Raw genomic sequence first — 22,732 nt, forward strand, 5'->3', positions numbered from 1 at the left:
TTCAGAATGCGAAAAAAATAAATCACGGAAGTTTTAACCCAATGGAAAAGAAAACACTGCTCACTCATTGTACCGATGCACCAGGCCTGATTTCTAAAATCACCAATATTTGTTACAAGCACCAACTCAACATCATTCATAATAATGAATTTGTCGATAATACCAGCGGCCATTTCTTCATGCGGACCGAACTGGAGGGTTATTTCAATGATCAAACCTTCCTTGCCGACCTAGACCAAGCTCTACCGCAAGGTGCTAAAAGAAAGTTGATTGGCCCAAACCGTAAGCGCGTTGTTATTCTCGTCACCAAAGAAGCACACTGTATTGGTGATATTCTGATGAAAAATTTCGATGGCAGCCTAGACGTTGATATTGCTGCAGTAGTGGGTAACTACGATACGCTTAAAAGTCTGACAGAGAAGTTTGATATTCCATATCATTGCGTCTCTCACGAGGGGCTAAATCGGGAAGAACATGAGCAAAAAATGCTCGACGTCATCGATCAGTACAATGCGGACTATTTGGTCTTGGCTAAGTACATGCGCGTACTAACGCCATCATTTGTCGAAAAATACCACCATAAGATCATTAACATCCATCATAGTTTTCTACCCGCTTTCATTGGTGCAAAGCCTTATCAACAAGCTTACGAGCGCGGCGTTAAAATCATTGGTGCAACCGCACACTTCGTCACCAATGACCTAGACGAAGGACCAATCATCAAGCAAGACGTGATTCCGGTCGACCATAACTTCAGCGCAAAGGATATGGCTCAGGCGGGAAGAGATGTTGAAAAGAATGTTCTGAGTAAAGCACTCAATAAAGTGATAAATGACCACGTATTTGTCTACGGCAACAAGACGGTCATTCTTTAGTCTTCCATCCCAAATGCAAAAAGACCTCTCATCGGAGGTCTTTTTTAATGTTTGGATTTGTTAGAGCTTCGTAGCCAATTCGACACCTTGCCTGATAGCACGTACAGCATCCAACTCGCCGGCATGATCGGCACCGCCTATGATATGTATCTTGTCACCAAATTGCTGCCATTGATCCTCAAACGGTCTCACCGATTCCTGACCAGCACAGATAATGACTTTATCCACTTCAAGCAACTCGGATTTACCCTCATGGCTAATGTGCAAGCCAGTATCATCAATCTTGTCGTAGCTAACGCCTCCCACTAGATTGACTCCTCGTTTCTCTAGCGTACGCTTATGAATCCAACCAGTCGTTTTACCAGGACCTTTGCCCACTTTGCCCTGGCGGCGCTGTAGAACCCAAACGTCTTTTTCGCTCAGAGATTCGGGATAGGGGTACAAACCACCCGGATGAGAGATCTCTTTATCAATCCCCCATTCGTGCAACCAGTCGTCTAAGTTATGACCTGTAGGCTCTGTCAACATGGTGGCAATATCAACACCGATCCCGCCAGCGCCCACAATGGCGACCTTCTGACCGACGTAAGTTTTCTCTTTAATCAACGTCTGGTAATCAATCACCTTCTCTGGATTATCGATACCATCAATCTTGACTTTACGCGGCTCTACGCCAGATGCCATGACCACTTCGTCATACTCGGCCAATAGATCGAAATTTGCGTCCGTTTCAAGATGCAACTTCACGCCTGTCTCATCAATCTGGTTCGCAAAGTAACGGATGGTTTCGCGGAATTCCTCTTTTCCAGGTATTTGCATGGCTAAACGGAATTGACCACCGATCCTATCGTTACGTTCGAACAGGTCGACATGGTGGCCTCGCTTAGACAGAGTCGTCGCACATGAAAGTCCGGCAGGACCAGCACCAACCACTGCAATATTCTTAGGCTTGTCGGTCGGGGTGATCACAAGCTCATCTTCACGACAAGCAAGTGGGTTTACCAGACAACTAGCTCGTTTACCTTTAAAGACATTGTCTAGACACGCTTGGTTGCAACCGATACAAGTATTGATCAAATGTGACTGTTTATTTTCGGCCTTAACGACAAAATGCGGGTCGGCAAGGAAAGGCCTTGCCATAGATACCATGTCAGCGTGACCACCGGAGAGAATACGCTCTGCTTCTTCCGGCGTATTGATACGGTTACAGGTGACAATCGGCACGTTGACATGTGGGCGCACTTTTTCCGTTACCCAAGTAAAGGCTCCTCGTGGCACTTGAGTTGCGATAGTCGGAACCCTTGCTTCATGCCAACCTATACCAGTGTTGATGATGGTCACGCCTGCTTTTTCGAGCTCTTTTGCCAGAGTAATCACTTCGTCAAACGTGCTGCCTTCCTCAACCAAGTCCAACATAGAAAGCCGGAAAATGATGATAAACTCCTCACCCACTTCCTTACGAATGGCACGCACAACCTCTAGCGGCATACGCATGCGATTTTCGTAGCAACCACCCCACTCATCGTAGCGCATATTAGTGCGTTTACAGATGAACTGATTGATCAGATAGCCTTCTGAGCCCATCACTTCAACGCCATCATAGCCCGCAGACTGCGCCAACTTGGCGCTATTGGCAAACGCCCCGATAGTTTTGTGAATCTGACGAGGGCTCATTTCGCTTGGAGAAAATCGCGCAATCGGTGCTTTGATGGAAGAAGCACTTTGCGAAAACGGGTGCATCGCGTAACGCCCGGCATGGAGAAGCTGCAAAGCAATTTTGCCACCATGTTCGTGAACGGCTTCCGTCACGACTTTGTGCGCGCGGGCATGCTTAGGCTTACTGAATTCAGCACTAAACGGGTGTAAACGACCACGTAAGTTAGGCGAGAAACCACCGGTCACAATCAGACCGACACCACCTTTTGCACGCTCTGCATAAAAGGCAGCCAATTTCCCTAGACCTTCTTTATGCTCCTCTAGACCAGTATGCATCGAGCCCATCAAGACTCGGTTTCTAATCTGAGTAAATCCTAGATCCAACGGCTTTAATAAGTTTGGGTACATGGCAGACATCACTTTATTATTTTACTCTGGTCTGACCACAATACGGCGAGTTGTAATAAAAATCAAACAAGCGTTTACATTTTTGTAACACCGATCAATCTTGCAGTTGTTTGGGTATACTAGTTTGAGTAGGATATAACTTATCTGTATTTAGACAGTCTTAGAATATCAAGACCTATACCTGTGCTAAGCGCAGCGGAGCCCTAATGAAAAATTTATTTAAGTTGATCGGTATGATTTTTAAAGGCATATGGAAACTCATTACCTTTATTCGTCTTGCCCTGGTTAATCTTATCTTTCTTGCCACGATTGGCATTATTTACTTCATTTACACAAACGCAGAGTCCGCCATCCCGTCCGTCCCTAAACAGTCTGCGTTAGTGCTCAATCTTTCTGGACCAATCGTTGAGCAATCAAGATATGTGAACCCTGTGGACTCCTTTACTGGCTCGCTATTTGGTCAGGATATGCCAAGAGAAAACGTCTTGTTTGATATTGTTGAGTCAATACGCCATGCCAAAGATGACCCTAAGATCACCGGTATAGTGCTTGCTCTGCGTGACATGCCAGAAACTAATTTAACTAAGTTGCGCTACATAGCTAAAGCACTTAATGAGTTTAAGGCTTCCGGCAAGCCTATTTACGCCGCGGGTGAATTTTACAACCAAAGTCAGTACTACCTAGCCAGTTACGCCGACAAAATTTACCTAGCTCCAGATGGCGCAGTGTTGATTAAAGGCTACAGCGCCTACTCAATGTACTACAAAACACTGTTAGAAAAGATTGATGTCAACACGCATGTTTTCCGTGTTGGTACCTATAAATCAGCCATTGAGCCTTTCGTACGCGATGATATGTCAGACGCAGCTAAAGAGTCTGCGTCACGCTGGCTGGGTCAATTGTGGGGGGCCTATGTCGATGACGTAGCCACTAATCGTCAGGTATCCGCCAAAACGCTGAACCCAAGCATGGAAGAGTTTTTAGCCTTGTTAAAAGAGCAAGATGGCGATTTGGCGGCCTTATCTCTTGAACTAGGTTTAGTGGATGAGCTGGCGACACGACAACAAGTACGTGCCGATTTGAGCGAGATATTTGGTAGCAATGGCGAAGACAGTTACAACTACGTCGATTACTACGAATACCAAACCACAATGAAGCCAACGTTCAATTTGTCGCAGGACGATATCGCGATTGTCGTCGCTAGTGGTACCATCCTGGATGGCTCTCAACCAAGAGGTACAACTGGCGGTGATACTGTCGCTGCACTTCTACGACAAGCACGTAACGATGAAAAAATTAAAGCGGTTGTTTTGCGGGTAGACAGCCCGGGCGGTAGCGCGTTTGCATCCGAAGTGATTCGCAATGAAATCGAAGCACTGAAAGAAGCAGGCAAACCAGTGGTGGCCTCGATGTCGAGCTTAGCCGCTTCAGGAGGCTACTGGATTTCGATGGGAGCAGATCGTATTGTTGCACAACCAACGACGTTAACTGGCTCAATTGGTATCTTTAGTGTTATTACGACATTCGAAAAAGGCTTAAATAGACTCGGTGTATACACTGATGGAGTGGGAACTTCCCCGTTTTCAGGAGTCGGTATCACCACCGGCTTATCTGAAGGTGCCGCAGATGCTTTCCAAATGGGTATTGAGCACGGCTATCATCGTTTTATCGGCTTAGTCAGTGAAAGCAGAAACATCCCATTGAAAGATATGGATAGTATCGCTCAGGGTCGCGTTTGGACGGGCCAAGATGCCGCGAAGTTCGGTCTGGTTGATAAAATGGGTGACTTTGATGACGCTGTTAAGCTGGCAGCGGAGCTGGCAAAAGTCGAAGAATACAACCTGTATTGGGTAGAAGAACCATTGTCGCCTGCAGAGCAGTTTATCCAAGACTTCATGAATCAAGTCAAAGTCAATCTTGGTGTCGATGCCAGCGCATGGTTGCCTACCGCCCTGCAACCTTTAGCAGCACAAGTTGTTCAGGATGCCAGCTTACTGGACAGTTTCAATGATCCGAAAGGCCATTACGCATTCTGTCTAAACTGTCAGGTTCAGTAACGACTGATTCATCAACTTGATTGAGCCTATCTGAGTATCTGGGGTATTCCTGTGCGGGGTACCCCTTTTTATTGCTACTGATTGATATATAATCCCACGCTCTGTTCCCCCTACAATTAACTGGTTTCTAAGCAATGGCAAGAAAACACATTTATATCGCTTACACTGGCGGAACCATCGGCATGAAAAAGTCAGATGATCACGGTTACGTTCCAGTGGCTGGATTCATGGAAAAACAACTGGCTAGCATGCCAGAGTTCCAGCGCCCAGAAATGCCAGAATTTACGATTCACGAATATGATCCGCTGATCGATTCATCCGACATGACACCGAAGGACTGGCAGCAAATCGCGGATGATATTCGCGAGAATTACGATAAATACGATGGTTTCGTTATTCTACATGGCACAGACACAATGGCGTATACTGCCTCGGCATTGTCTTTCATGCTGGAAAACCTCGGCAAACCTGTGATTGTGACGGGCTCACAAATCCCACTTGCGGAGCTGCGCTCAGATGGCCAGGCCAACCTGCTTAACGCTCTGCACATTGCGGCCAATTACCCAATCAATGAAGTCACTCTGTTCTTCAACAACAAATTGATGCGTGGTAACCGCAGTACGAAATCACACGCAGACGGTTTCAATGCCTTTACTTCCCCGAACTTACCACCGCTACTAGAAGCGGGTATCAATATCCAGATCAGCAACGATATTGTGGTGGGTGAAAAACCAGAAGGCGAATTTAAGGTTCATGACATTACACCTCAGCCAATTGGCGTGATCACCATGTACCCGGGTATCTCACATGAGGTGATTCGTAATACACTGCTCCAGCCAGTCAACGCAATGATCCTACTAACCTTTGGCGTGGGCAATGCTCCGCAAAATCCGGAACTGCTCGCACATCTTAAAGATGCTTCCGAGCGTGGCGTCATTGTCGTCAATCTCACTCAATGCTTAGCGGGTAAAGTCAACATGGGTGGTTATGCCACGGGCTGCGCATTGGCAGAAGCTGGCGTCATCAGCGGTTACGACATGACTCCTGAAGCTGCACTGGCCAAACTACACTATCTTTTGAGTCAAAACCTGACTTACGAGCAAGTGAAAGTTCAAATGCAGAAAGTACTGCGCGGTGAAATGTCGATATAACAAACATCTTTTCCAAAAATAATGATAAAAAAGCCGACAAGATGTCGGCTTTTCTCTTTATTTCAGAGCTCTGATGAGACTTGTTCAGCTTGTTCTGGCTTATGATTCAGTTCATCATACGCTTTTCAATAGCAATCAATTCCACCTTATGTACATTGATCATTCTATATGGGTTTGGCTCCTATTCTGCGCTTCCATTCTGGCCGCATTTCTTAAAGCGCCGAAGTCCTCATTGAGTTTGCTTGCCGCAACTCTTCTCGGTGGCTTGATAGCTGGTGTATTATCGCCTCTAGGCTTGATTCTCGTCGTGACCTTTCTAGCAGTGACTTACTACCTCAAAAACAAGTCTTCGCTACCATCAGTGATACTCTCAACAGTTGTCATCATTGGGAGCCTCGCACTCTTTCTACATTTGGTGCCGGGTTTTAGCAATCCGCTAGTCCTTCAAAACGTGCAAGCTGGCGCTCTAAGTGCAGATTTCAGCATGTATTTGAACCTAGACAAACCTCTGGCCTTCTTCGCCCTTCTTTTGGCTTTCCCCACATTGTTAGGAGAAAAGCGCAAGGTAAACTGTCGATCCGTACTATTGATATCAATCTCCTTGTTCGCGTTACTGCCTATTGCATCACTGCTTGGAGCAATCAAACCTGAGCTCTCTATCCCCAGCTGGTGGTGGTTGTTCGCCTTTAACAATCTATTATTCACCTGTGTCGCTGAAGAGGCCCTGTTCCGTGGTTTTATCCAACAAAAGTTAACCAACAAGTATGGTGCCTATATCGGCGTTGTAGCTGCGAGTCTGTTATTTGGATTCGCACACTTTGCAGGTGGCCCACTATTCATTGTTTTCGCGTCACTAGCTGGGCTTGGCTACGGCTTAATCTTCCATACGACTGGAAGATTATGGGCTGCAGTTTTGGTGCATTTTCTATTTAACTTCAGTCACTTGCTCTTTTATACCTACCCAATTCTTCGTGGATAATAAACAGATACAAAAAAGCCAGCTCACTTGAGCTGGCTTTTTGGTGTTTATTTTAGGTTAACCAATGTGCGTTGCGCCGCCCATGTACTTTTGCAGTACAGCAGGGATTGCGATACGGCCATCTGCTTCTTGATTGTTTTCAAGAATCGCAACCATAGTACGACCCACAGCCAACCCTGAACCGTTTAGCGTGTGCACTAGCTCTGGCTTCTTCTCGCCCTTACGACGGAAGCGAGCTTGCATACGACGAGCTTGGAAATCCCACATGTTTGAACATGAAGAAATCTCACGGTACGTCTCTTGCGCAGGGACCCAGACTTCAAGGTCATAAGTCTTACGCGCACCGAAGCCCATATCACCTGTACATAGAATCACTTTACGGTAAGGAAGCTCAAGTAGTTGTAGCACCTTCTCAGCATGACCTGTTAGCTCTTCAAGTGCTGCCATTGACTCTTCTGGCTTAGTGATTTGTACTAGCTCAACTTTGTCGAACTGGTGCATACGAATCAGGCCACGAGTATCACGACCGTAAGAACCTGCTTCAGAACGGAAACACGGTGTGTGCGCCGTCATCTTCAATGGCAGATCGGCTTCATCAGAAATAGTGTCACGCACCATGTTGGTTACCGGTACTTCTGCCGTTGGGATAAGGGAGAGTTTACGTGGCTCTTCATCATTCACTTTTTCAGTCAACGGTTCAGTGTGGAATAGATCTTCACCAAATTTAGGTAACTGACCAGTACCAAACAAACTGTCAGAATTCACTAGATAAGGCATGTACATTTCTGTATAGCCATGCTCATCTGTGTGAAGATCCAGCATAAACTGCGCAATCGCACGGTGCAAACGCGCAAATTGACCTTTCATCACGATAAAGCGAGCACCGGTGATCTTTGTTGCGCTAGCGAAATCTAGGCCATCGCCCATTTCACCTAAATCAACGTGATCTTTTACTTCAAAATCGTAAGATTTAGGCTCACCCCAACGAGAGATTTCAACATTCTCGTTTTCATCTTTGCCATCTGGCACTTCATCGTCTGGCAAGTTTGGTACAGACAAGGTGATGTCTTCCAATTTGTTCTGGATTTCCACCAGCTCAGCTTTTTTCGCTTCCAGATCGCTACCTAAGGTACCAATCTGTTTTTTAATCTCTTCAGCACCTTCTTTATCTCCAGCCGCCATTTTCTGACCAATTTGCTTGGAGATGGAGTTACGCGTGGATTGTAAATTTTCAACTTCTACTTGAATGGACTTACGTTGTTCTTCAAGTGTACGGATTGTCTCTACGTCTAGCTTAAAGCCACGACGCGCCAGTTTAGCAGCTGTTTCATCCAGCTCTGTACGAAGTAATTTAGAATCCAGCATTGTTAATCCTATGCTTTTTTGGTTGTGAAAGTGCGTCCAAACTTCATGCTCAAACGCTTTTATAATTAACCGAACAAATGTATCCAAAAAAGACGCTTATTCATAGCGCTTTTGTGGGCTTTTTGCATCTAAACTAGCCAAGTAATCTAACTTTTCGCCAATTTTCGCCTCTAAGCCTCGGTTTGTAGGAGAATAGTAACGAGTCTCTGCCATTTCTGGTGGTAGGTATTCCTCTCCAGCCGCATAAGCACCGGGTTCGTCATGGGCGTAACGATATTCCGCTCCATAACCGAGATCTTTCATTAAACTTGTTGGTGCATTGCGAAGATGAGGCGGTACTTCGTACTCAGGTTGATTGTGGGCATCACGCAAGGCTTGTTTCCAAGCGGTATAAACCGCATTACTTTTAGGTGCACATGCAAGATATACAATCGCTTGGGCAATGGCTCTTTCACCCTCTGCTGGTCCCACTCTGGTAAAGCAGTCCCACGCTGACAACGCGACCTGCATTGCGCGCGGATCCGCATTGCCGATATCCTCAGATGCAATAGCTAACAATCGGCGTGCGATATACAGAGGGTCACAACCTGCGGCAATCATACGTGCTGACCAGTAGAGTGCCGCATCTGGATTCGAACCACGAATCGATTTATGCACTGCTGAGATCAAGTCGTACCAAATGTCTCCTTTGTTATCAAAGCGCGACACTTTTTCGCCAGCCACTTCAGCAAGGAGCTCTAACGTGATTTGCTTAGCGCCCTTATCATCCTCTTGCGCCATGTCATACAGCAGTTCAAGATAGTTAAGTGACATACGAGCATCACCATTCACTAACTCAGATAAGCGATCCAACACGTTATCGGCGAAATGGGCTTCAAACTGACCTAAACCACGCTCGGCATCATTAATGGCTTGTTCTAGGGCCAGACGGATATCTTTCTGAGCCAAAGAGGTAAGCTTGTAGACCCGAGCCCGTGACAACAAAGCGTTGTTAAGCTCAAAAGATGGGTTCTCCGTCGTCGCACCAATAAAAGTCACGGTGCCATCTTCAATATGAGGGAGAAACGCATCTTGTTGGGATTTGTTAAAGCGATGAACCTCATCAACAAACAAAATCGTTCTTCGACCAGTTAGTTTATTTTCACGCGCTTTGTCTATTGCGGCCCGAATGTCTTTGACCCCAGACGTCACCGCAGAGACACGCTCGACTTCTGCATTGGCGTAGTTGGCTGCCACTTCCGCCAGCGTCGTTTTCCCCGTGCCAGGCGGCCCCCAAAGGATCATTGAATGAATATGCCCCGCTTCCAACGCACGGCGCAGAGGTTTACCCAGTCCAAGAATATGTTGCTGACCTATGTATTGCTCCAGCGTTTCTGGGCGCATTCTTGCAGCAAGGGGACGAAAGTCTTCGTCCCCTGAAAAATCCAATGAATAGTTGCTCACTATTAATTCCTTTGGTCGTCGACCTCTACCCCTTCTGGAATAGTAAAGGTAAAGCGATCAGCACTCGGCTTAACCAATTTGATGTTATTGAACTTGAAGGTACTTTTCTGACCGTCTTGCTCTATGACACTAAAGCCTTGCACAGCGCCTTTGCGATCAATCTCTAGCTTAAACTGGCCCTGATTGGTGTCGACAGCAGTAGGAACCAAGGTAAACACATCACCCTGTTGTGACACTGTGTAGTTGGCCCAGTCACTAGCGCGGTTGCGAGTAAGCAGAACAAAAGGGGTTTGTTCCGTGGCTTGCTCCTGCCAATAAATACTGACCTGTTCTATGAAAGGACTGTAATACCACAGAGATTCACCATCAGAAACTAAGACATTCTCATCTGGTGACGTCGTTGTCCAACGGAAAAGGCTTGGACGCGCAATTTCGACTTTACCTTCACCCTCTGTCAACATTTCCCCTTCAGGGCTGATCAACTGCTGTGAAAAGTCCGCACTAAACCCGTCAGTCAGTTGCAGTCGCTGGCTCAATTCATCCTTGGGAGCTGCAATAACGGAGAAGCTAAGGAAAAACAACGCGGCTAATTTCTTCATTCTTTATCATCCTATTGCGTCGTGAGTACGACGTTATACCTCGGTTTCGATACCATTTTGACCGGGTAAAGTTAACTTTGTTCTACTGAGCGCAACACTGTTTGAATTTTTTACCACTACCACACGGGCAAATGTCGTTACGCCCGATATCTTTAAATGGGTTTACACTTTGTGCTTTGGCACCAACCATGGCTTCATCGGCCGCTTGCGCAACTTCGTTAATCATCAAATCCAGCTGATCAAGAAAGTCATTCAGAGTTGGAGGCGTTTCAATACCTGCCTCTTTCATTTGTGCTTGAGTCTGCTCTTCATCGATTGCCAACATCATTGTGGTTAGCAAAGCTTGTAGCATGCGTAATGTCCCATCGCCGATAGACGTTTCCGCCCATTGCTCTTCGATGGTGGGCCAGAGCATCATAAACCCTTCAGCAAAATCTGCGAGCTGTTCGTCACGCTGCTCTTCATCCAACAAGGACAGCAAAGAATATTCATTACGTTTTAAATAGCTGTATTGCTGATTTATATGACCTTCAACTCCCGCTTTAATAGCCTGTGCTTGCTCAGAGAAAAGGCTAGGCAACCAACTTTCTGGCGCAAGCGGCTTTGTCGCCAAATTTGCCGCCAAAGTGACGCCTTCAAGATACAGTGCAGATTCTTCAGTTTGGGATGGTTCAAGTGTCAGTAGTTGATAAGTCATTATCTGATTCAGTGTTGCAAGATTCTAGCGCCATTATAACCCTATGCATCGCTGCGGGTCACTCAAGTCTTGATAAAGTACGTAGACGGCTCTATTGGCTCATTTTTTGAGAAGATGTTCATTCCGCTGAACAGTCTTAGGCCTAAATGGAGTAAGGATTCAAATCAATGACTTATTTCACTTTGAGATTTAGAGTGATGAGTGAAAAATACCGTCGATGATAGTTTTAGTAACCGATTTGAACACAGTCGGGTAAACCATGAAAAAACACAAACCCAGCGGCTTGACGCTGATCGAACTGGTGGTCGTGCTAGTTTTTCTTGGCGTGCTTGCCGTCACCGCCGCCTCCAGATTTTTGACTTACCAACGCGATGCGCATGTTTCAAGGGCCGATGCTGCGCTACTCCCCTTGACCGGAATCGTTGAGGAGGCGATTGATATAAATCATGCTGAGTTGTTAGACATCTTGTCATTAAGCCTCTAAAATCACGCCTCCGAATTTGGAGGCGTTGTTATGCGAGTTGTTCTGGGCCCTATGGAGGGCGTTTTAGACCATTTGATGCGAGAGATATTAACTGACATCAATGACTATGATCTATGTGTCACTGAATTCGTTCGCGTGGTCGATCAGTTGTTGCCTGAACATGTATTCTATCGCCTCTGCCCAGAGCTAAAGCAAGGCTCACACACCAAATCCGGTGTCCCGGTTCATATCCAACTGTTGGGACAAGACCCACATTGGATGGCTGAAAATGCCGTTCGTGCTGCCGAGCTTGGAGCGAAAGGCGTAGATATCAACTTCGGCTGCCCAGCAAAGCTAGTAAACAAAAGTAAAGGCGGAGCGGCACTACTGCAACACCCTGAGCTTATTCATCGGGTAGTCAAGGCGTGTCGTGAAGCTGTTCCAGAAAGCACACCACTGACAGCGAAAATTCGCCTTGGTTGGGATAACCCAGAAGACTGCTTCGAGATCGTAGATGCGATTCAAAGCGCTGGGGCAGACGAACTCACCGTTCACGCACGCACAAAAACGGGTGGTTATAAGGCTAGCGAAATTAAGTGGGACTATATTAACCAGATTCGTCAACGTTTTACTATTCCATTGATTGCGAATGGCGAGATTTGGAACTATGAAGATGGCCAAGCCTGCATCGAAACCACTGGGGTCGATTCTTTGATGGTATGCCGTGGTGCGTTCAATGTGCCTAATTTGGGCAATGTAGTTAAGCACAATCACACCGTGATGCCATGGACAGATGTGGTCAAACTGCTGTTGCTTTACTCGCAATACGAAATGAAAGGCGATAAAGGCCTCTACTACCCAAATCGAGTCAAGCAATGGTTCTCCTACTTACGTCATGAGTACCCAGAGGCCAACGAGCTCTTTCGTGAAATTCGTACCTTTAATAAGGCTGAGCCGATTGTAGAACGTATTACGGAATATCAAACTCAGTTATGTGTGGCCTAAAACACCAACCTGTTTTTGCCTCTATCTTTGACCCTATAAAACTTTTCTTCCGCGACTTTGATTAAACGTTCAAAGTCGCAGTTTTCTTCCGAACTGACTATCTCTCCCCCCACTGACACCGTAAATCCGCCTTAGATAACGTTTACACAATACCAACCAATTTCCTCGTGTACGCGATCCATCGTCATTCGCATCTTTTCAACATTTCGACTAGTAAGATAAACCACTAAGCCCATCCATAGGATAATCTGCAAAATGGGCTTTAGATAGAAACTTGATAGAACTCAAAGCAGTAAGGTTAAGGTATCGTTAACTTCCACTTATCAGTTAAGGAGAAGGCTATCGTCTGCCAGTTCCTCTCCTCTTACTTTAGAGAACATTTCTAATAAGTCTGGCACTTGCATATTCGCTCTTTGCTCACCTGCCACATCAAGCACAATCTCCCCCTGATGGAGCATCACGGTGCGATCACCACACGCTAACGCATCCTTCATTGAGTGCGTGACCATCATCACGGTCAAATTAAATTCAGTCACAATTTTGTTTGTCAAATCAATGATAAATGCCGCCATTCTTGGATCAAGCGCTGCAGTATGCTCATCAAGTAAAAGCAGCTTACTATCAGATAGGGTTGCCATCACTAGGCTTACAGCCTGACGCTGACCACCCGAGAGCAGGCCGATGCTGTCACCCAAACGATCTTCTAGACCTAGCCCAAGAATGCTGATACGGTCTTGAAACAATTTGCGACGCTTACTTGATAAAGACAGACTCCAGCCGCGCTTTTTTCCTCGCATATAAGCCAGGGCCATATTTTCTTCTATTGTGAGATCACCACAAGTTCCTGCCAGTGGATCTTGGAACACTCGAGCACATTGGCGCGCTCTTTGATCGACGGTTTGCCGAGTCACATCCAGATCGTTGATAACCACTCGACCACCAACCATGGGCGTTTCACCGGTCACAGCCCCTAACAATGTTGACTTACCGGCGCCATTAGAGCCAATCACGGTTAGAAATTGGTGCTCAGGGACTTGCAGTGAAACGCTTTTGAGTGCTGGATTTTCAAGAATAGTTCCAGGATTAAAAGTGACTTGAATGTTCTCGAGCTGAATCATACTGCACCTCCTGATTTTTCATCCTGATCAGAGACGACTTTACTCTCAACAGGTGAACTAGGCTTTTTTGATTTGAAGTTTCCTTTTAGCTTCGGCGCAATCAGCGCAATTGCTACCAGAATCGCTGTAACCAAGTTAAGATCAGAGGCTTGTAGACCAAACATTCCTGTACTTAGTGCAAATGCCACAGCAAGTCGATACAGCACAGAGCCAACAATAACTGCCAGCACAGTCACCCATATCTTTCTTCCGGGAATGAGTGTCTGCCCTAAAATAACGGCAGCCAGACCAACAACAATAGTCCCCACACCAGAGGTCACATCTGCAAAGCTGTTAGTTTGGGCAAATAGAGCACCGGCAAAGCCAACAAAGCCGTTCGACAGTGCTAGACCAAAATAGGTATAAAAGGATGTGCTGCCACCTTGCGCTGACACCATACGTGCATTCACACCCGTTGCACGTAAACCTAAACCAAAGTCACTGTTAAGCAACCTAACGACAAACCATGCCGAAACGAGCACGAGTATCCCAACCAACAATGGCCGCATTAACATTGGATCACCAATTGCTTCAAAGGGAGTCAGAATCGTTTCCTCCCCCAGCAAGGCTATATTCGGGCGCCCCATAATGCGAATGTTGATCGAGAATGCAGCAATCATGGTGAGAATAGAGGCGAGAAGGTGAAGGATCCCACACCTAACTGCTAGAAAAGCCGTCAACCAACCGGTTGCCGCTCCCGCTAAGATGGCCATTGCGGTCGCGACCCAAGGGTTAATGCCCGCAACAATTGCCGTCGCAGCCACGGCCGCTCCCATAGGGAAACTGCCGTCAACACTGAGATCGGGAAAGTCCAATACCCGAAAAGTCAGATAGACGCCCAGAGCAACAAGACCATACAGCAAGCCAATTTCTAGCGCGCCAAAAAATGCAAACGCAGACATACCAACTCCCTTTTCTGCTAGAGATCAAAACGCCTCAAGCATGTGTTGCACACACTTGAGGTTGAGGTTTATTTCACGCTTGTTGCACGATCTAGAACAGATTGAGGAATAGAAATGCCTAGCTTAGTTGCTGCGCTCTTGTTGATCACAAGATCAGAACCCTTAGCGACTTTTACATCCAGCGAACCTGGGTTCGAACCTTCTATAATAGCAGCGACATAATCTGCGGTTTGTACACCCACTTGGTAGTAGTCAAAGCCTAAGCTTGCAATCGCACCTTTATCAACATAAGAAGTCGCACCACCAAGCACAGGGGTCTTGGCTTGGTTCGCCGCAACAATCATACCTTCGATGGCACTCGCAACTGTGTTATCTGTTGGCGCGTAAATCACGTCTGACTTTTCGGCAATCGCTTGAGTGGCTGACTGAACATCAGCGCTCTTTAGTGCCGTAGCTTCAACAACCTCAATACCTTGCGCTTTTGCACTCTCTTTGAGTAGTGCCACCAACGTGACGGCGTTCGCTTCGCCAGGGTTAAATACTACGCCGATAGATTTCACGTCTGGCATGATTTCTTTGATCAGTTCGACATGCTGACTGACTGGAGAGAGATCTGACAAACCTGTCACGTTCTTCCCGGGTTTTTCCATACTTCTTACCAGTTTAGCGCCCACCGGATCGGTTACTGCGGTAAACACAACTGGAATTGTACGCGTTGCTGAGACTAAGGCTTGAGCCGTCGGCGTAGCAATACCCACTAACACATCCGGCTTTTCACCGACAAACTGGCGAGCAATCTGCACAGCGATCGCAGGATTGCCTTGGGCCGTTTTATAGTCAAAGTCGAGATTTTTACCTTGTTCGTAGCCCTTTGATTTCAGGCCATCAATCAGCCCCTGACGAGCAGCATCAAGTGCCGGGTGCTCGACGATCTGTGATACCGCCACTTTCGCTGTTTTCGCCATGATGCTTGCTGATGACAGTAGCGCGGCTCCTGCCAATACAGCAGTAGCAATAACTTTTCCTGCTTTCATCTCAACTCCTTGATTACAGCATTATTGATGTGATGTTGTGTTTGGTGTTTATATAATTATTGATTGAGTTGCACATTTTATGTGCACCTCATTCATTATTACCAATAACTTAGAAAAATGGGAAGAGAGTTTTAACAATTAGTCAACAAACTTAGACGTGTGTATGCTGCCCGTTTTTAGTCGCCTGAATTAAGATATTTCTCGGTGTGATGCTTTTAGCACAAAAAGTTTCAATCGATACCTGATAACCATGTTCGCTGAGATATAAAGCCTTATCAAGTACCAGCCACATTTCGAGGCTACGACGAAACTGCTGCTGAACAAGGCTGAGCCTCTCCATTTGCCAATAGCGTTGTTCACCTTTCGCTTCAAATTCGGCAAACGACACATTGGTTGGTAAATCCAGCTGTTTCTGAGCGGCTGCCCATTGGCAAAAAGCGCCAAAACCATCAGCCAACAACGACTTTTTAATGCTTGGTACCGTTACGTAACCTTGATGCCCACCAACCTGTCGCAAAAGCAGATCAAGCCCGAGACGATAGCTCATTTCGAGAAAACGATGCCGCTTAACTCGATCTCCCCCTGTCACTGTTTCTTGAAGTGGTATCCTCAGCTCTGATTTGGATAGCTTAAGGGCAGAAACACGAGCGGGTTTTGACAATGGACGATAATGATTACCTTGGATAAGGTGATAACAACAAGGCGAAATACTTAATGCTGGTAATCCTACCAACACAGCATTTTCAATCAGAGCAACATGCAAATCTCCACATGCGTGCAAAGCCACGGCGTGTTGTTTAGGATTAAGAACTTGCATCGCGTTAGCGGATAACGCATCCCCTTGAACAAACGTCATGGGTAAATTCTGCTTGTCTGCTTCCTGTTGGCCAGAATCACACAACATTTGTTGAAATTCAAAACTGGTGACTGGTTGCTGGCTTTTGCTGGCAAGTATACGACCCAAGAAGCCTTTACCTGAACACCATTCAAGCCATTCACTGCCTTGATGAGAGCTTAACGCTGCTTCACCCATAGATACAATCTGTTCAAGCTTTCTGCCCGGAACCCCTGTTTCAAGACCTCGCTCCAATTGCAAGCCATATAAAGTAGAGCCAATGAGTTGGGTGAGTTCATCAACAACAGATAGAGAGGGGATAAATTGCTCAAGAACTTTATGGAATCGCTTGGGGTTAGTCTTAAATTCTTCAATTTGTTCAGGGCTCAGAGAAGCAAGCCATTGACATAACTGCGGGTGCTCAACTTGCCATGGTAATCGATCTTCAAAGCTCGAGAAAAAGGGCTCAAAGCGCCAGAATAGCTCATGTGATAACAGAAATGAGTCGAGTTTTTGAAATGTGTCTTGCATGCTTCCCCCTGGCAAGGTTTTATTCTAGAGGGAAGCATGATGAGATGAAAGTTTTTAGCGGACTGGTAACTCGATATCCTTAAACATTTCTTCAATTTCTGCACTTGATTTCAGAGACAGAGCTTGTTCCACAACAGGTCGTGTGAGGTGCGGAGCAAATCGCTCCATAAAGTCGAACATATAGGAACGAAGGAAAGTTCCGCGGCGGAAGCCTATGCTGGTTGTACTTGCACCGAAAATGTGGCTCGCATCAATAGCCACTAAATCTTCATCTTGATCTTTATCGATCGCCATGCTGGCAATCACCCCCACCCCTATTCCCATCCGAACATAGGTTTTAATCACGTCAGCATCCGTCGCGGTGAAAACGACTCGGGGCGTCAAGCCTACTTTATTAAAAGCTGTATCCAATTCTGAGCGTCCGGTAAAGCCGAATACATACGTGACCAAAGGATAAGAGGCAAGGTCTTCGATTGAAATCTTCTCTTTTTGAGCCAAAGGGTGCTCTTTGGAGACAACAATTGAGCGGTTCCAGTGGTAGCAAGGCAGCATGATAGCATCTTGGTAAAGATGCAAAGCTTCCGTCGCAATCGCGAAATTTGCCGTCCCTTTTGCAATCGCTTCGGACATCTGAGTTGGCGTTCCCTGATGCATATGCAGGGATACTTTTGGATATCGAGCCGTGAATCCTTTGATTACATCGGGTAAAGCATAGCGGGCCTGAGTATGAGTCGTAGAAATGTTGAGAGTACCCATTTCAGGGTGAGTATGCTCCCCAGCTACCGCTTTAATACTTTCAACCCGTGCGAGGATCTCTTGAGAGATTCGAATAATATCTTCGCCCGCTGAAGTCACTTGGGTCAGGTGCTTACCACTTCGCTCAAAAATCTGAATACCCAGCTCATCTTCAAGCAATCTGACTTGTTTACTAATACCTGGTTGCGAGGTGTATAAACTCTCCGCAGTAGCAGAAACATTCAGGTTGTGGTTAACTACCTCAACAATATACCTTAGTTGTTGTAACTTCATTCTTAACCCCGCAATCCCTTACTCGACGCCCCATTGTGAGCAAATATAGTTTATAATATTTAGTTATAACGTCTCTTGGTTAAAATTGATAGCAGATTTGCCTTTTTGGGTTGGATGAACAGAGTAAATTCTGATTTAGATGACTTTTTTGTAAGCAATAACGCAAAAATTACCCACAGATCAGAGTTTTCGTTAATAATTAGCCATGGAAACGTAATAATACAAAATAGGTGCAGTGGTTGATAAGAATCGTGTATCCTTACTCGCTAGCCAACAAAACATAAGATACGGAATTTATGAATATTGGGTTAATCATAGCTTTAGTTGCCATCTTACTGGTGTTAGTGCTTGGCTATAACATCATGCTTCAGTACAAAGTGAAAGTCGAAGCGGCTAAAAAACAGGAAGGGGCTCGATACCTCGCCATCATTGATGCGACGGAAGAACTCATCGGCCACGCACATCACATGCCATACAGCAAAGATTTATTGGTTTGCTTGAACAATCGTATTTTAGATTCGGTGGAAAGTATGTTTGAGCTTGATCCCAAGAACAAGCAACTCGAACAACGCGTTGAGCATGTTAAACAACAGATAAAACAGCTTAAAGAAGACAAAAAAGGTGGGGAAAGCACATCCTTTAAAACGCCAGGCAGTGACAAACAAGCAATCGTGATGCTCAAACTGGTCAAACGCCTGCGAGACACTATCCGCAGCGAGCACAACAAAGGTCGATTTGAAACTCAAGCCTATGTGGCAGAAAATGCTCGCCTAGAGACGATCCAAATTCGAATAAATATTGAAAACGTTCTTAAACGTGCAAATGATTCCATTGTTCGTGGTCAGCCCGGTACCGCTCTTCAACTTCTGCGTAAAGGGCTTGACGCACTGAGCACCAAAAACGACAACTATTCCAATCAAGCCAGAGAGAAACTTCAGGGCATGCTCGATGACCTTGAGCAGAAACGTCAGTCTAAAAACGCTGAGGAGCTTCACCAAATCGAAGAAGACCAGCGTAAAAATGATATGGATGAGCTCTTTGGTGAAAAGAAAAAATGGTAATATAATCCTTGGATCCCAATTTCGAAAGGTCGCCTTGGCGGCCTTTTCTATTTGTTTAAATACTCAGCATGATCGATTTAGAAAACTACAACTCCTTACTCGAACCTATCAATAATTTTCTCCAATGCTCGACACCTAATGAGTGGATTGCAGAGGCACGAAAACCCGAAAACCTCAAAACAATTCTAATCGATCATTTGTTGTGTGAGCTCAAAGCGGGTCAATCGGCAATGTATCTTATCCGTAAGTATGCTGTCGATAAGGATAGCGCATATAACCTATTAGATTGGTTTAAACCCTATGAAGACTTTGCTTATAGAAAGAAAGGGAGCCTTGATACGTTAAAAGGCAAAAGTAACATATCCAAAGCGATTATGGCTAAATCGAATTCACCCTATAGCCAGGATTTAATCGATAAGATGGTGCTTCTGATAAAAGAAGAGCTGCATCACTTTTATCAAGTTCTGGAAATAATGGAAAATCGAGGGTTCGATTATGAGCCAGTTCAAGCGAGTCGCTATGCTAAAGGCCTTTTAAGTCAAATGGCAACTCATGAGCCACAGACACTGATCGATAAATTGATCATTGGCGCATATATTGAGGCCCGATCATGCGAACGTTTCGCTATGCTCGCACCACATATGGATGACGACCTCGCCAAATTTTATACATCACTGTTACGCTCTGAAGCTCGTCACTATCAAGATTACCTAAGCTTAGCTAAAGACATCGCCGGAGAAGATATTTCACAACGCGTTGCTTTTTTCGGTCAATTAGAAGCTGATCTTATTATCAGTCCCGATAAAGACTTTAAATTCCACAGTGGCACACCGATATAAAATCAATCTAAGTTATCCTTCCTATCAAAAAGGTGCCATACGGCACCTTTTTTGTCACATCACCTACATCCTCAAACTAGGCCAGAAAAAGCATTATCGAGCCCTTTACGGCACTATTTCTGGGCTATAGGTCTCAATGGTTCTGCTTCACAACAACCTAACCAATAACCAATAATCAATACGAACAATTGCCATTTCGGTAGGTTGTACCTCTAACAAAAAACTTGCCTACTTTGCGAACCATTTTAGAGAGTTAGATAACGAGAGTTTGGTTGATGTCTGCCAACGTTTGAGCTGGTTCCAGAGCCTGAGTTATTGGGCGACCAATCACCAAATAATCCGATCCGGCCTGGACTGCATCGAAAGGGGTCATAATACGTTTCTGATCTCCGACAGCAGCCCCTGCTGGACGAATGCCGGGAGTCACAAGTTTAAAGTTTTTACCTAGCTCACTTTTAAGCATAGAAGACTCTTGTGCGGAGCAGACGACCCCATCTAGGCCTGAGTTTTTTGTCAACCTAGCCAAACGAATAACCTGATCTTTCGGCTCAACATCAAGGCCAATACCAACCAAGTCATTTTGCTCCATACTCGTCAGTACGGTAACACCAATTAATAATGGGCGATCTTTGCCATAAGACTCCAGGATCTCACGAGATGCGGCCATCATACGTTCTCCACCACTAGCATGAACGTTAACCATCCACACACCTAGCTCAGCTGCAGCGCGTACCGCTTTTGAACAAGTGTTAGGAATATCGTGGAACTTGAGATCCAGGAATACAGAAAAACCACGCTTATGTAGCTCTTTAACGAAATTAGGACCAAACAGCGTGAACATTTCTTTGCCCACTTTTAGTCGACAAGAATTTGGGTCAATTCTATCAACAAAAGCCAATGCATCCGCTTGATTGTCGTAATCCAGTGCAACAATAACTCTTTGGTCAATCATTTCATCTCCTACTTAATACTTACATGCCTAAAAAAAGCAGCGGGATCACCGCTGCTATTTTTTTGATTGGAATACCAATCGAATCTCTTACTCACCATCAAGGCCTCGAATAGGTTTGATGGTCCCCCAACCTTTGCATGAGGGACAATGCCAATACATGGAATGGGTAGAGAAGCCACATTTGCGGCATCGATAGTGCGGCTTCACCTTAAGCTGTTCGCCAACTAGTCTCTGAAGTGTTTGCAAACTGGCCTTCGCCCGACCTTCCTCTGCATCTGCCAAGTGATAGTCCATCAAGCGGTAGAAACCTTTCATTGTGGGATTTTTCACTAACTGACGAGTCAAAAGTTCTTGTGCTGTGCCTGAGCCTTCATGCTGTGCTACCAATTGCGCCAACATCAGTTCTGCCGATACACCAGCCTTAGCGACTATACATTGGCGTAAGAAATCTAGCAGCTCATCTTCTTGACCAAGATGGTGATAACAATCTGCAAGAATGGGCAACACTTCACTGATGAAGTCTTTGTCTTGCTCAAGCACCATTTCCAAATACTTTATCGTTTTAGCATAATCTTCAACATCCAAGTACAACTTGCCTAGGGCAATACTTGCTCTGACACACTTAGGATCTTCTGATAACGCTCGTTTGAAATGCTGAATAGCGCGATGGCTCTCACCGTCAGCTTTGTCTTGCATTGCAAGCTCACACCAGAAATGCGCGATACTGGTGCGCATCCTCTTTCGACCCAATTTAACCAACTGCGAAGCATATTGAATCGCTTTACCCCATTCGCGAGTCTGTTGATAAATCGAAACCAGCTGTTGCAATGCGGCTTCTCGATGATCAGGTTCCTCGACAAGTTGCTCGAAAATCTTCTCTGCTCGGTCAAGAAACCCTGAAGCCATATAGTCTTTGGCTAATTGCTGAAGCGCAATATTTTTTTGGTCGATCGTTAGGCCTGAACGTGAAATCAAATTCTGGTGAATACGAATCGCACGATCAACTTCACCGCGAGAGCGGAAGAGGTTTCCCAATGCCAAATGGGTATCAATCGTTTCGTTGTCGACCTGAAGAAGTTCAATGAAATGGTCTACCGCCTTGTCTGATTGATCAGACAATAGCAGGTTTAGACCCGTCACATACTGGCGGGAAATTTGATTGGATTGCTTCTGCTTGTCTTGCTGGGCACTTCGATTACCCATATACCAACCGTATGCAGCAGCGATTGGTAGTAACAAGAAGAGTATTTCTAGCATCGAGTAAAAAGCCTATCTATACAACTTATTGGGCTTTAACCTGTTGAGGTTCGCTTTCTGGAGGAGAAAGTTTTTTCACTTGTTTTCTTAGCTTTCGTACTTGTTGTTGAGAACGTAGATGCAAACTACCGAAGATAATCCAAGCTAAAACGAAGCCAGTTACAAATACAACACCAACTAATGTTGATAGGTGAAACTCACTTTGTGCCAACAAGTAATTAAATTTAACTACTTCTTGATTCTGAGAGCCTAAAGCCAGTGCGATTAAAAACAGGGCCAGCACGATAACAATTTTTATAATTTTCATGTTCTATCACCTAAGTCGATATCTGCCGATACGATTATGCAGTAAAACCCCTGAACAAACCATGCCTATCTCTGAATTTCATCTCATAAAAAAGCGGCATACGAAAGTATGCCGCTTTTTCAAATGAATA

The 22,732-nt window shown here is 45.4% G+C and carries 21 protein-coding genes; 8 read left to right on the top strand and 13 right to left on the bottom strand.

The features are described 5' to 3' along the window. Positions 1-41 precede the first annotated feature (41 nt). Positions 42-875 carry a formyltetrahydrofolate deformylase gene (purU, locus tag TW84_RS08445; RefSeq protein WP_045975226.1) on the top strand — a complete coding sequence of 278 codons (834 nt, stop codon included), beginning with the start codon at positions 42-44 and terminating at the stop codon, positions 873-875. A 60-nt stretch (positions 876-935) separates the two neighbouring features. On the opposite strand, the gene TW84_RS08450 is transcribed toward purU, so the two are convergent. Next, positions 936-2,939, bottom strand: coding sequence for an NADPH-dependent 2,4-dienoyl-CoA reductase (locus TW84_RS08450; RefSeq protein ID WP_045975227.1), 2,004 nt, complete (start codon positions 2,937-2,939; stop codon positions 936-938). A 206-nt stretch (positions 2,940-3,145) separates the two neighbouring features. On the opposite strand from TW84_RS08450, the gene sppA reads away from it, so the two are divergent. From sppA to TW84_RS08465, 3 genes are all read left to right on the top strand, one after another. Next, positions 3,146-4,996, top strand: coding sequence for a signal peptide peptidase SppA (gene sppA / locus TW84_RS08455; protein WP_045975228.1), 1,851 nt, complete (start codon positions 3,146-3,148; stop codon positions 4,994-4,996). 134 nt (positions 4,997-5,130) lie between these two features. Then, positions 5,131-6,147, top strand: a complete 1,017-nt coding sequence (gene ansA / locus TW84_RS08460; protein ID WP_045975229.1) for an asparaginase — start codon at positions 5,131-5,133, stop codon at positions 6,145-6,147. Positions 6,148-6,295: 148 nt separating this feature from the next. Further along, positions 6,296-7,126: a CPBP family intramembrane glutamic endopeptidase gene (locus TW84_RS08465; protein ID WP_045975316.1), complete on the top strand. Its 831-nt coding sequence runs from the start codon at positions 6,296-6,298 to the stop codon at positions 7,124-7,126. A gap of 57 nt (positions 7,127-7,183) precedes the next feature. On the opposite strand, the gene serS is transcribed toward TW84_RS08465, so the two are convergent. From serS to TW84_RS08485, 4 genes are all read right to left on the bottom strand, one after another. Beyond that, positions 7,184-8,491, bottom strand: coding sequence for a serine--tRNA ligase (gene serS, locus TW84_RS08470; RefSeq protein WP_045975230.1), 1,308 nt, complete (start codon positions 8,489-8,491; stop codon positions 7,184-7,186). A 96-nt stretch (positions 8,492-8,587) separates the two neighbouring features. Beyond that, positions 8,588-9,934 carry a replication-associated recombination protein A gene (locus tag TW84_RS08475; protein ID WP_045975231.1) on the bottom strand — a complete coding sequence of 449 codons (1,347 nt, stop codon included), beginning with the start codon at positions 9,932-9,934 and terminating at the stop codon, positions 8,588-8,590. Positions 9,935-9,936: 2 nt separating this feature from the next. Next, positions 9,937-10,533, bottom strand: a complete 597-nt coding sequence (lolA, locus tag TW84_RS08480; protein WP_045975232.1) for an outer membrane lipoprotein periplasmic chaperone LolA — start codon at positions 10,531-10,533, stop codon at positions 9,937-9,939. Positions 10,534-10,615: 82 nt separating this feature from the next. Continuing rightward, positions 10,616-11,230 (bottom strand): SEC-C metal-binding domain-containing protein, encoded by a 615-nt coding sequence (locus TW84_RS08485; protein ID WP_045975233.1) that lies wholly within the window; start codon positions 11,228-11,230, stop codon positions 10,616-10,618. Positions 11,231-11,489: 259 nt separating this feature from the next. On the opposite strand from TW84_RS08485, the gene TW84_RS25310 reads away from it, so the two are divergent. Then, on the top strand, positions 11,490-11,714 hold the full coding sequence (locus TW84_RS25310; protein ID WP_045975234.1) for a prepilin-type N-terminal cleavage/methylation domain-containing protein: 225 nt from the start codon (positions 11,490-11,492) through the stop codon (positions 11,712-11,714). A gap of 30 nt (positions 11,715-11,744) precedes the next feature. Next, the gene (dusC, locus tag TW84_RS08495; protein ID WP_045975235.1) at positions 11,745-12,698 is read left to right on the top strand and encodes a tRNA dihydrouridine(16) synthase DusC; all 954 of its coding nucleotides are present in this window, start codon (positions 11,745-11,747) and stop codon (positions 12,696-12,698) included. Positions 12,699-13,021: 323 nt separating this feature from the next. On the opposite strand, the gene TW84_RS08500 is transcribed toward dusC, so the two are convergent. The 5 genes from TW84_RS08500 to cysB form a co-directional block, all read right to left on the bottom strand. Continuing rightward, positions 13,022-13,816 carry an ABC transporter ATP-binding protein gene (locus tag TW84_RS08500; protein WP_045975236.1) on the bottom strand — a complete coding sequence of 265 codons (795 nt, stop codon included), beginning with the start codon at positions 13,814-13,816 and terminating at the stop codon, positions 13,022-13,024. Next, positions 13,813-14,757: an ABC transporter permease gene (locus TW84_RS08505; RefSeq protein WP_045975237.1), complete on the bottom strand. Its 945-nt coding sequence runs from the start codon at positions 14,755-14,757 to the stop codon at positions 13,813-13,815. The genes TW84_RS08500 and TW84_RS08505 overlap by 4 nt, the downstream gene beginning before the upstream one ends. 68 nt (positions 14,758-14,825) lie before the next feature. After that, positions 14,826-15,791 carry an ABC transporter substrate-binding protein gene (locus tag TW84_RS08510; RefSeq protein WP_045975238.1) on the bottom strand — a complete coding sequence of 322 codons (966 nt, stop codon included), beginning with the start codon at positions 15,789-15,791 and terminating at the stop codon, positions 14,826-14,828. Positions 15,792-15,942: 151 nt separating this feature from the next. Further along, positions 15,943-17,157 (bottom strand): methyltransferase, encoded by a 1,215-nt coding sequence (locus TW84_RS08515; RefSeq protein ID WP_045975239.1) that lies wholly within the window; start codon positions 17,155-17,157, stop codon positions 15,943-15,945. A 54-nt stretch (positions 17,158-17,211) separates the two neighbouring features. After that, the gene (cysB, locus tag TW84_RS08520) at positions 17,212-18,186 is read right to left on the bottom strand and encodes an HTH-type transcriptional regulator CysB (RefSeq protein WP_045975240.1); all 975 of its coding nucleotides are present in this window, start codon (positions 18,184-18,186) and stop codon (positions 17,212-17,214) included. Between the two features lie 296 nt (positions 18,187-18,482). Here cysB and TW84_RS08525 point away from each other — a divergent pair, with 296 nt between their 5' ends. Together TW84_RS08525 and miaE are read left to right on the top strand one after the other, a co-directional pair. After that, complete coding sequence (locus tag TW84_RS08525; RefSeq protein ID WP_045975241.1) at positions 18,483-19,247, top strand: hypothetical protein; 765 nt, start codon at positions 18,483-18,485, stop codon at positions 19,245-19,247. A gap of 68 nt (positions 19,248-19,315) precedes the next feature. Then, a complete protein-coding gene (miaE, locus tag TW84_RS08530; RefSeq protein ID WP_045975242.1) occupies positions 19,316-20,086 on the top strand; it encodes a tRNA isopentenyl-2-thiomethyl-A-37 hydroxylase MiaE in 771 nt (256 codons plus the stop codon). 253 nt (positions 20,087-20,339) lie between these two features. On the opposite strand, the gene pyrF is transcribed toward miaE, so the two are convergent. The 3 genes from pyrF to TW84_RS08545 all read right to left on the bottom strand — a co-directional run bounded on the left by pyrF (position 20,340) and on the right by TW84_RS08545 (position 22,602). Then, the gene (gene pyrF, locus TW84_RS08535; protein ID WP_045975243.1) at positions 20,340-21,038 is read right to left on the bottom strand and encodes an orotidine-5'-phosphate decarboxylase; all 699 of its coding nucleotides are present in this window, start codon (positions 21,036-21,038) and stop codon (positions 20,340-20,342) included. A gap of 87 nt (positions 21,039-21,125) precedes the next feature. Beyond that, positions 21,126-22,295 carry a lipopolysaccharide assembly protein LapB gene (lapB, locus tag TW84_RS08540; protein ID WP_045975244.1) on the bottom strand — a complete coding sequence of 390 codons (1,170 nt, stop codon included), beginning with the start codon at positions 22,293-22,295 and terminating at the stop codon, positions 21,126-21,128. A 25-nt stretch (positions 22,296-22,320) separates the two neighbouring features. Then, positions 22,321-22,602, bottom strand: a complete 282-nt coding sequence (locus TW84_RS08545; protein ID WP_045975245.1) for a lipopolysaccharide assembly protein LapA domain-containing protein — start codon at positions 22,600-22,602, stop codon at positions 22,321-22,323. Positions 22,603-22,732: the final 130 nt, after the last annotated feature.

This window comes from Vibrio neptunius, assembly GCF_000967495.1.
Taxonomy (GTDB): domain Bacteria; phylum Pseudomonadota; class Gammaproteobacteria; order Enterobacterales; family Vibrionaceae; genus Vibrio; species Vibrio neptunius.

Coding starts and splice junctions, on each gene's coding strand:
- purU (WP_045975226.1), top strand. CDS start 42: ATGGAAAAGAAAACACTGCTCACTCATTGTACCGATGCACCAGGCCTG.
- TW84_RS08450 (WP_045975227.1), bottom strand. CDS start 2,939: ATGTACCCAAACTTATTAAAGCCGTTGGATCTAGGATTTACTCAGATT.
- sppA (WP_045975228.1), top strand. CDS start 3,146: ATGAAAAATTTATTTAAGTTGATCGGTATGATTTTTAAAGGCATATGG.
- ansA (WP_045975229.1), top strand. CDS start 5,131: ATGGCAAGAAAACACATTTATATCGCTTACACTGGCGGAACCATCGGC.
- TW84_RS08465 (WP_045975316.1), top strand. CDS start 6,296: ATGTACATTGATCATTCTATATGGGTTTGGCTCCTATTCTGCGCTTCC.
- serS (WP_045975230.1), bottom strand. CDS start 8,491: ATGCTGGATTCTAAATTACTTCGTACAGAGCTGGATGAAACAGCTGCT.
- lolA (WP_045975232.1), bottom strand. CDS start 10,533: ATGAAGAAATTAGCCGCGTTGTTTTTCCTTAGCTTCTCCGTTATTGCA.
- TW84_RS08485 (WP_045975233.1), bottom strand. CDS start 11,230: ATGACTTATCAACTACTGACACTTGAACCATCCCAAACTGAAGAATCT.
- TW84_RS25310 (WP_045975234.1), top strand. CDS start 11,490: ATGAAAAAACACAAACCCAGCGGCTTGACGCTGATCGAACTGGTGGTC.
- dusC (WP_045975235.1), top strand. CDS start 11,745: ATGCGAGTTGTTCTGGGCCCTATGGAGGGCGTTTTAGACCATTTGATG.
- TW84_RS08500 (WP_045975236.1), bottom strand. CDS start 13,816: ATGATTCAGCTCGAGAACATTCAAGTCACTTTTAATCCTGGAACTATT.
- TW84_RS08505 (WP_045975237.1), bottom strand. CDS start 14,757: ATGTCTGCGTTTGCATTTTTTGGCGCGCTAGAAATTGGCTTGCTGTAT.
- TW84_RS08510 (WP_045975238.1), bottom strand. CDS start 15,791: ATGAAAGCAGGAAAAGTTATTGCTACTGCTGTATTGGCAGGAGCCGCG.
- TW84_RS08515 (WP_045975239.1), bottom strand. CDS start 17,157: ATGCAAGACACATTTCAAAAACTCGACTCATTTCTGTTATCACATGAG.
- cysB (WP_045975240.1), bottom strand. CDS start 18,186: ATGAAGTTACAACAACTAAGGTATATTGTTGAGGTAGTTAACCACAAC.
- TW84_RS08525 (WP_045975241.1), top strand. CDS start 18,483: ATGAATATTGGGTTAATCATAGCTTTAGTTGCCATCTTACTGGTGTTA.
- miaE (WP_045975242.1), top strand. CDS start 19,316: ATGATCGATTTAGAAAACTACAACTCCTTACTCGAACCTATCAATAAT.
- pyrF (WP_045975243.1), bottom strand. CDS start 21,038: ATGATTGACCAAAGAGTTATTGTTGCACTGGATTACGACAATCAAGCG.
- lapB (WP_045975244.1), bottom strand. CDS start 22,295: ATGCTAGAAATACTCTTCTTGTTACTACCAATCGCTGCTGCATACGGT.
- TW84_RS08545 (WP_045975245.1), bottom strand. CDS start 22,602: ATGAAAATTATAAAAATTGTTATCGTGCTGGCCCTGTTTTTAATCGCA.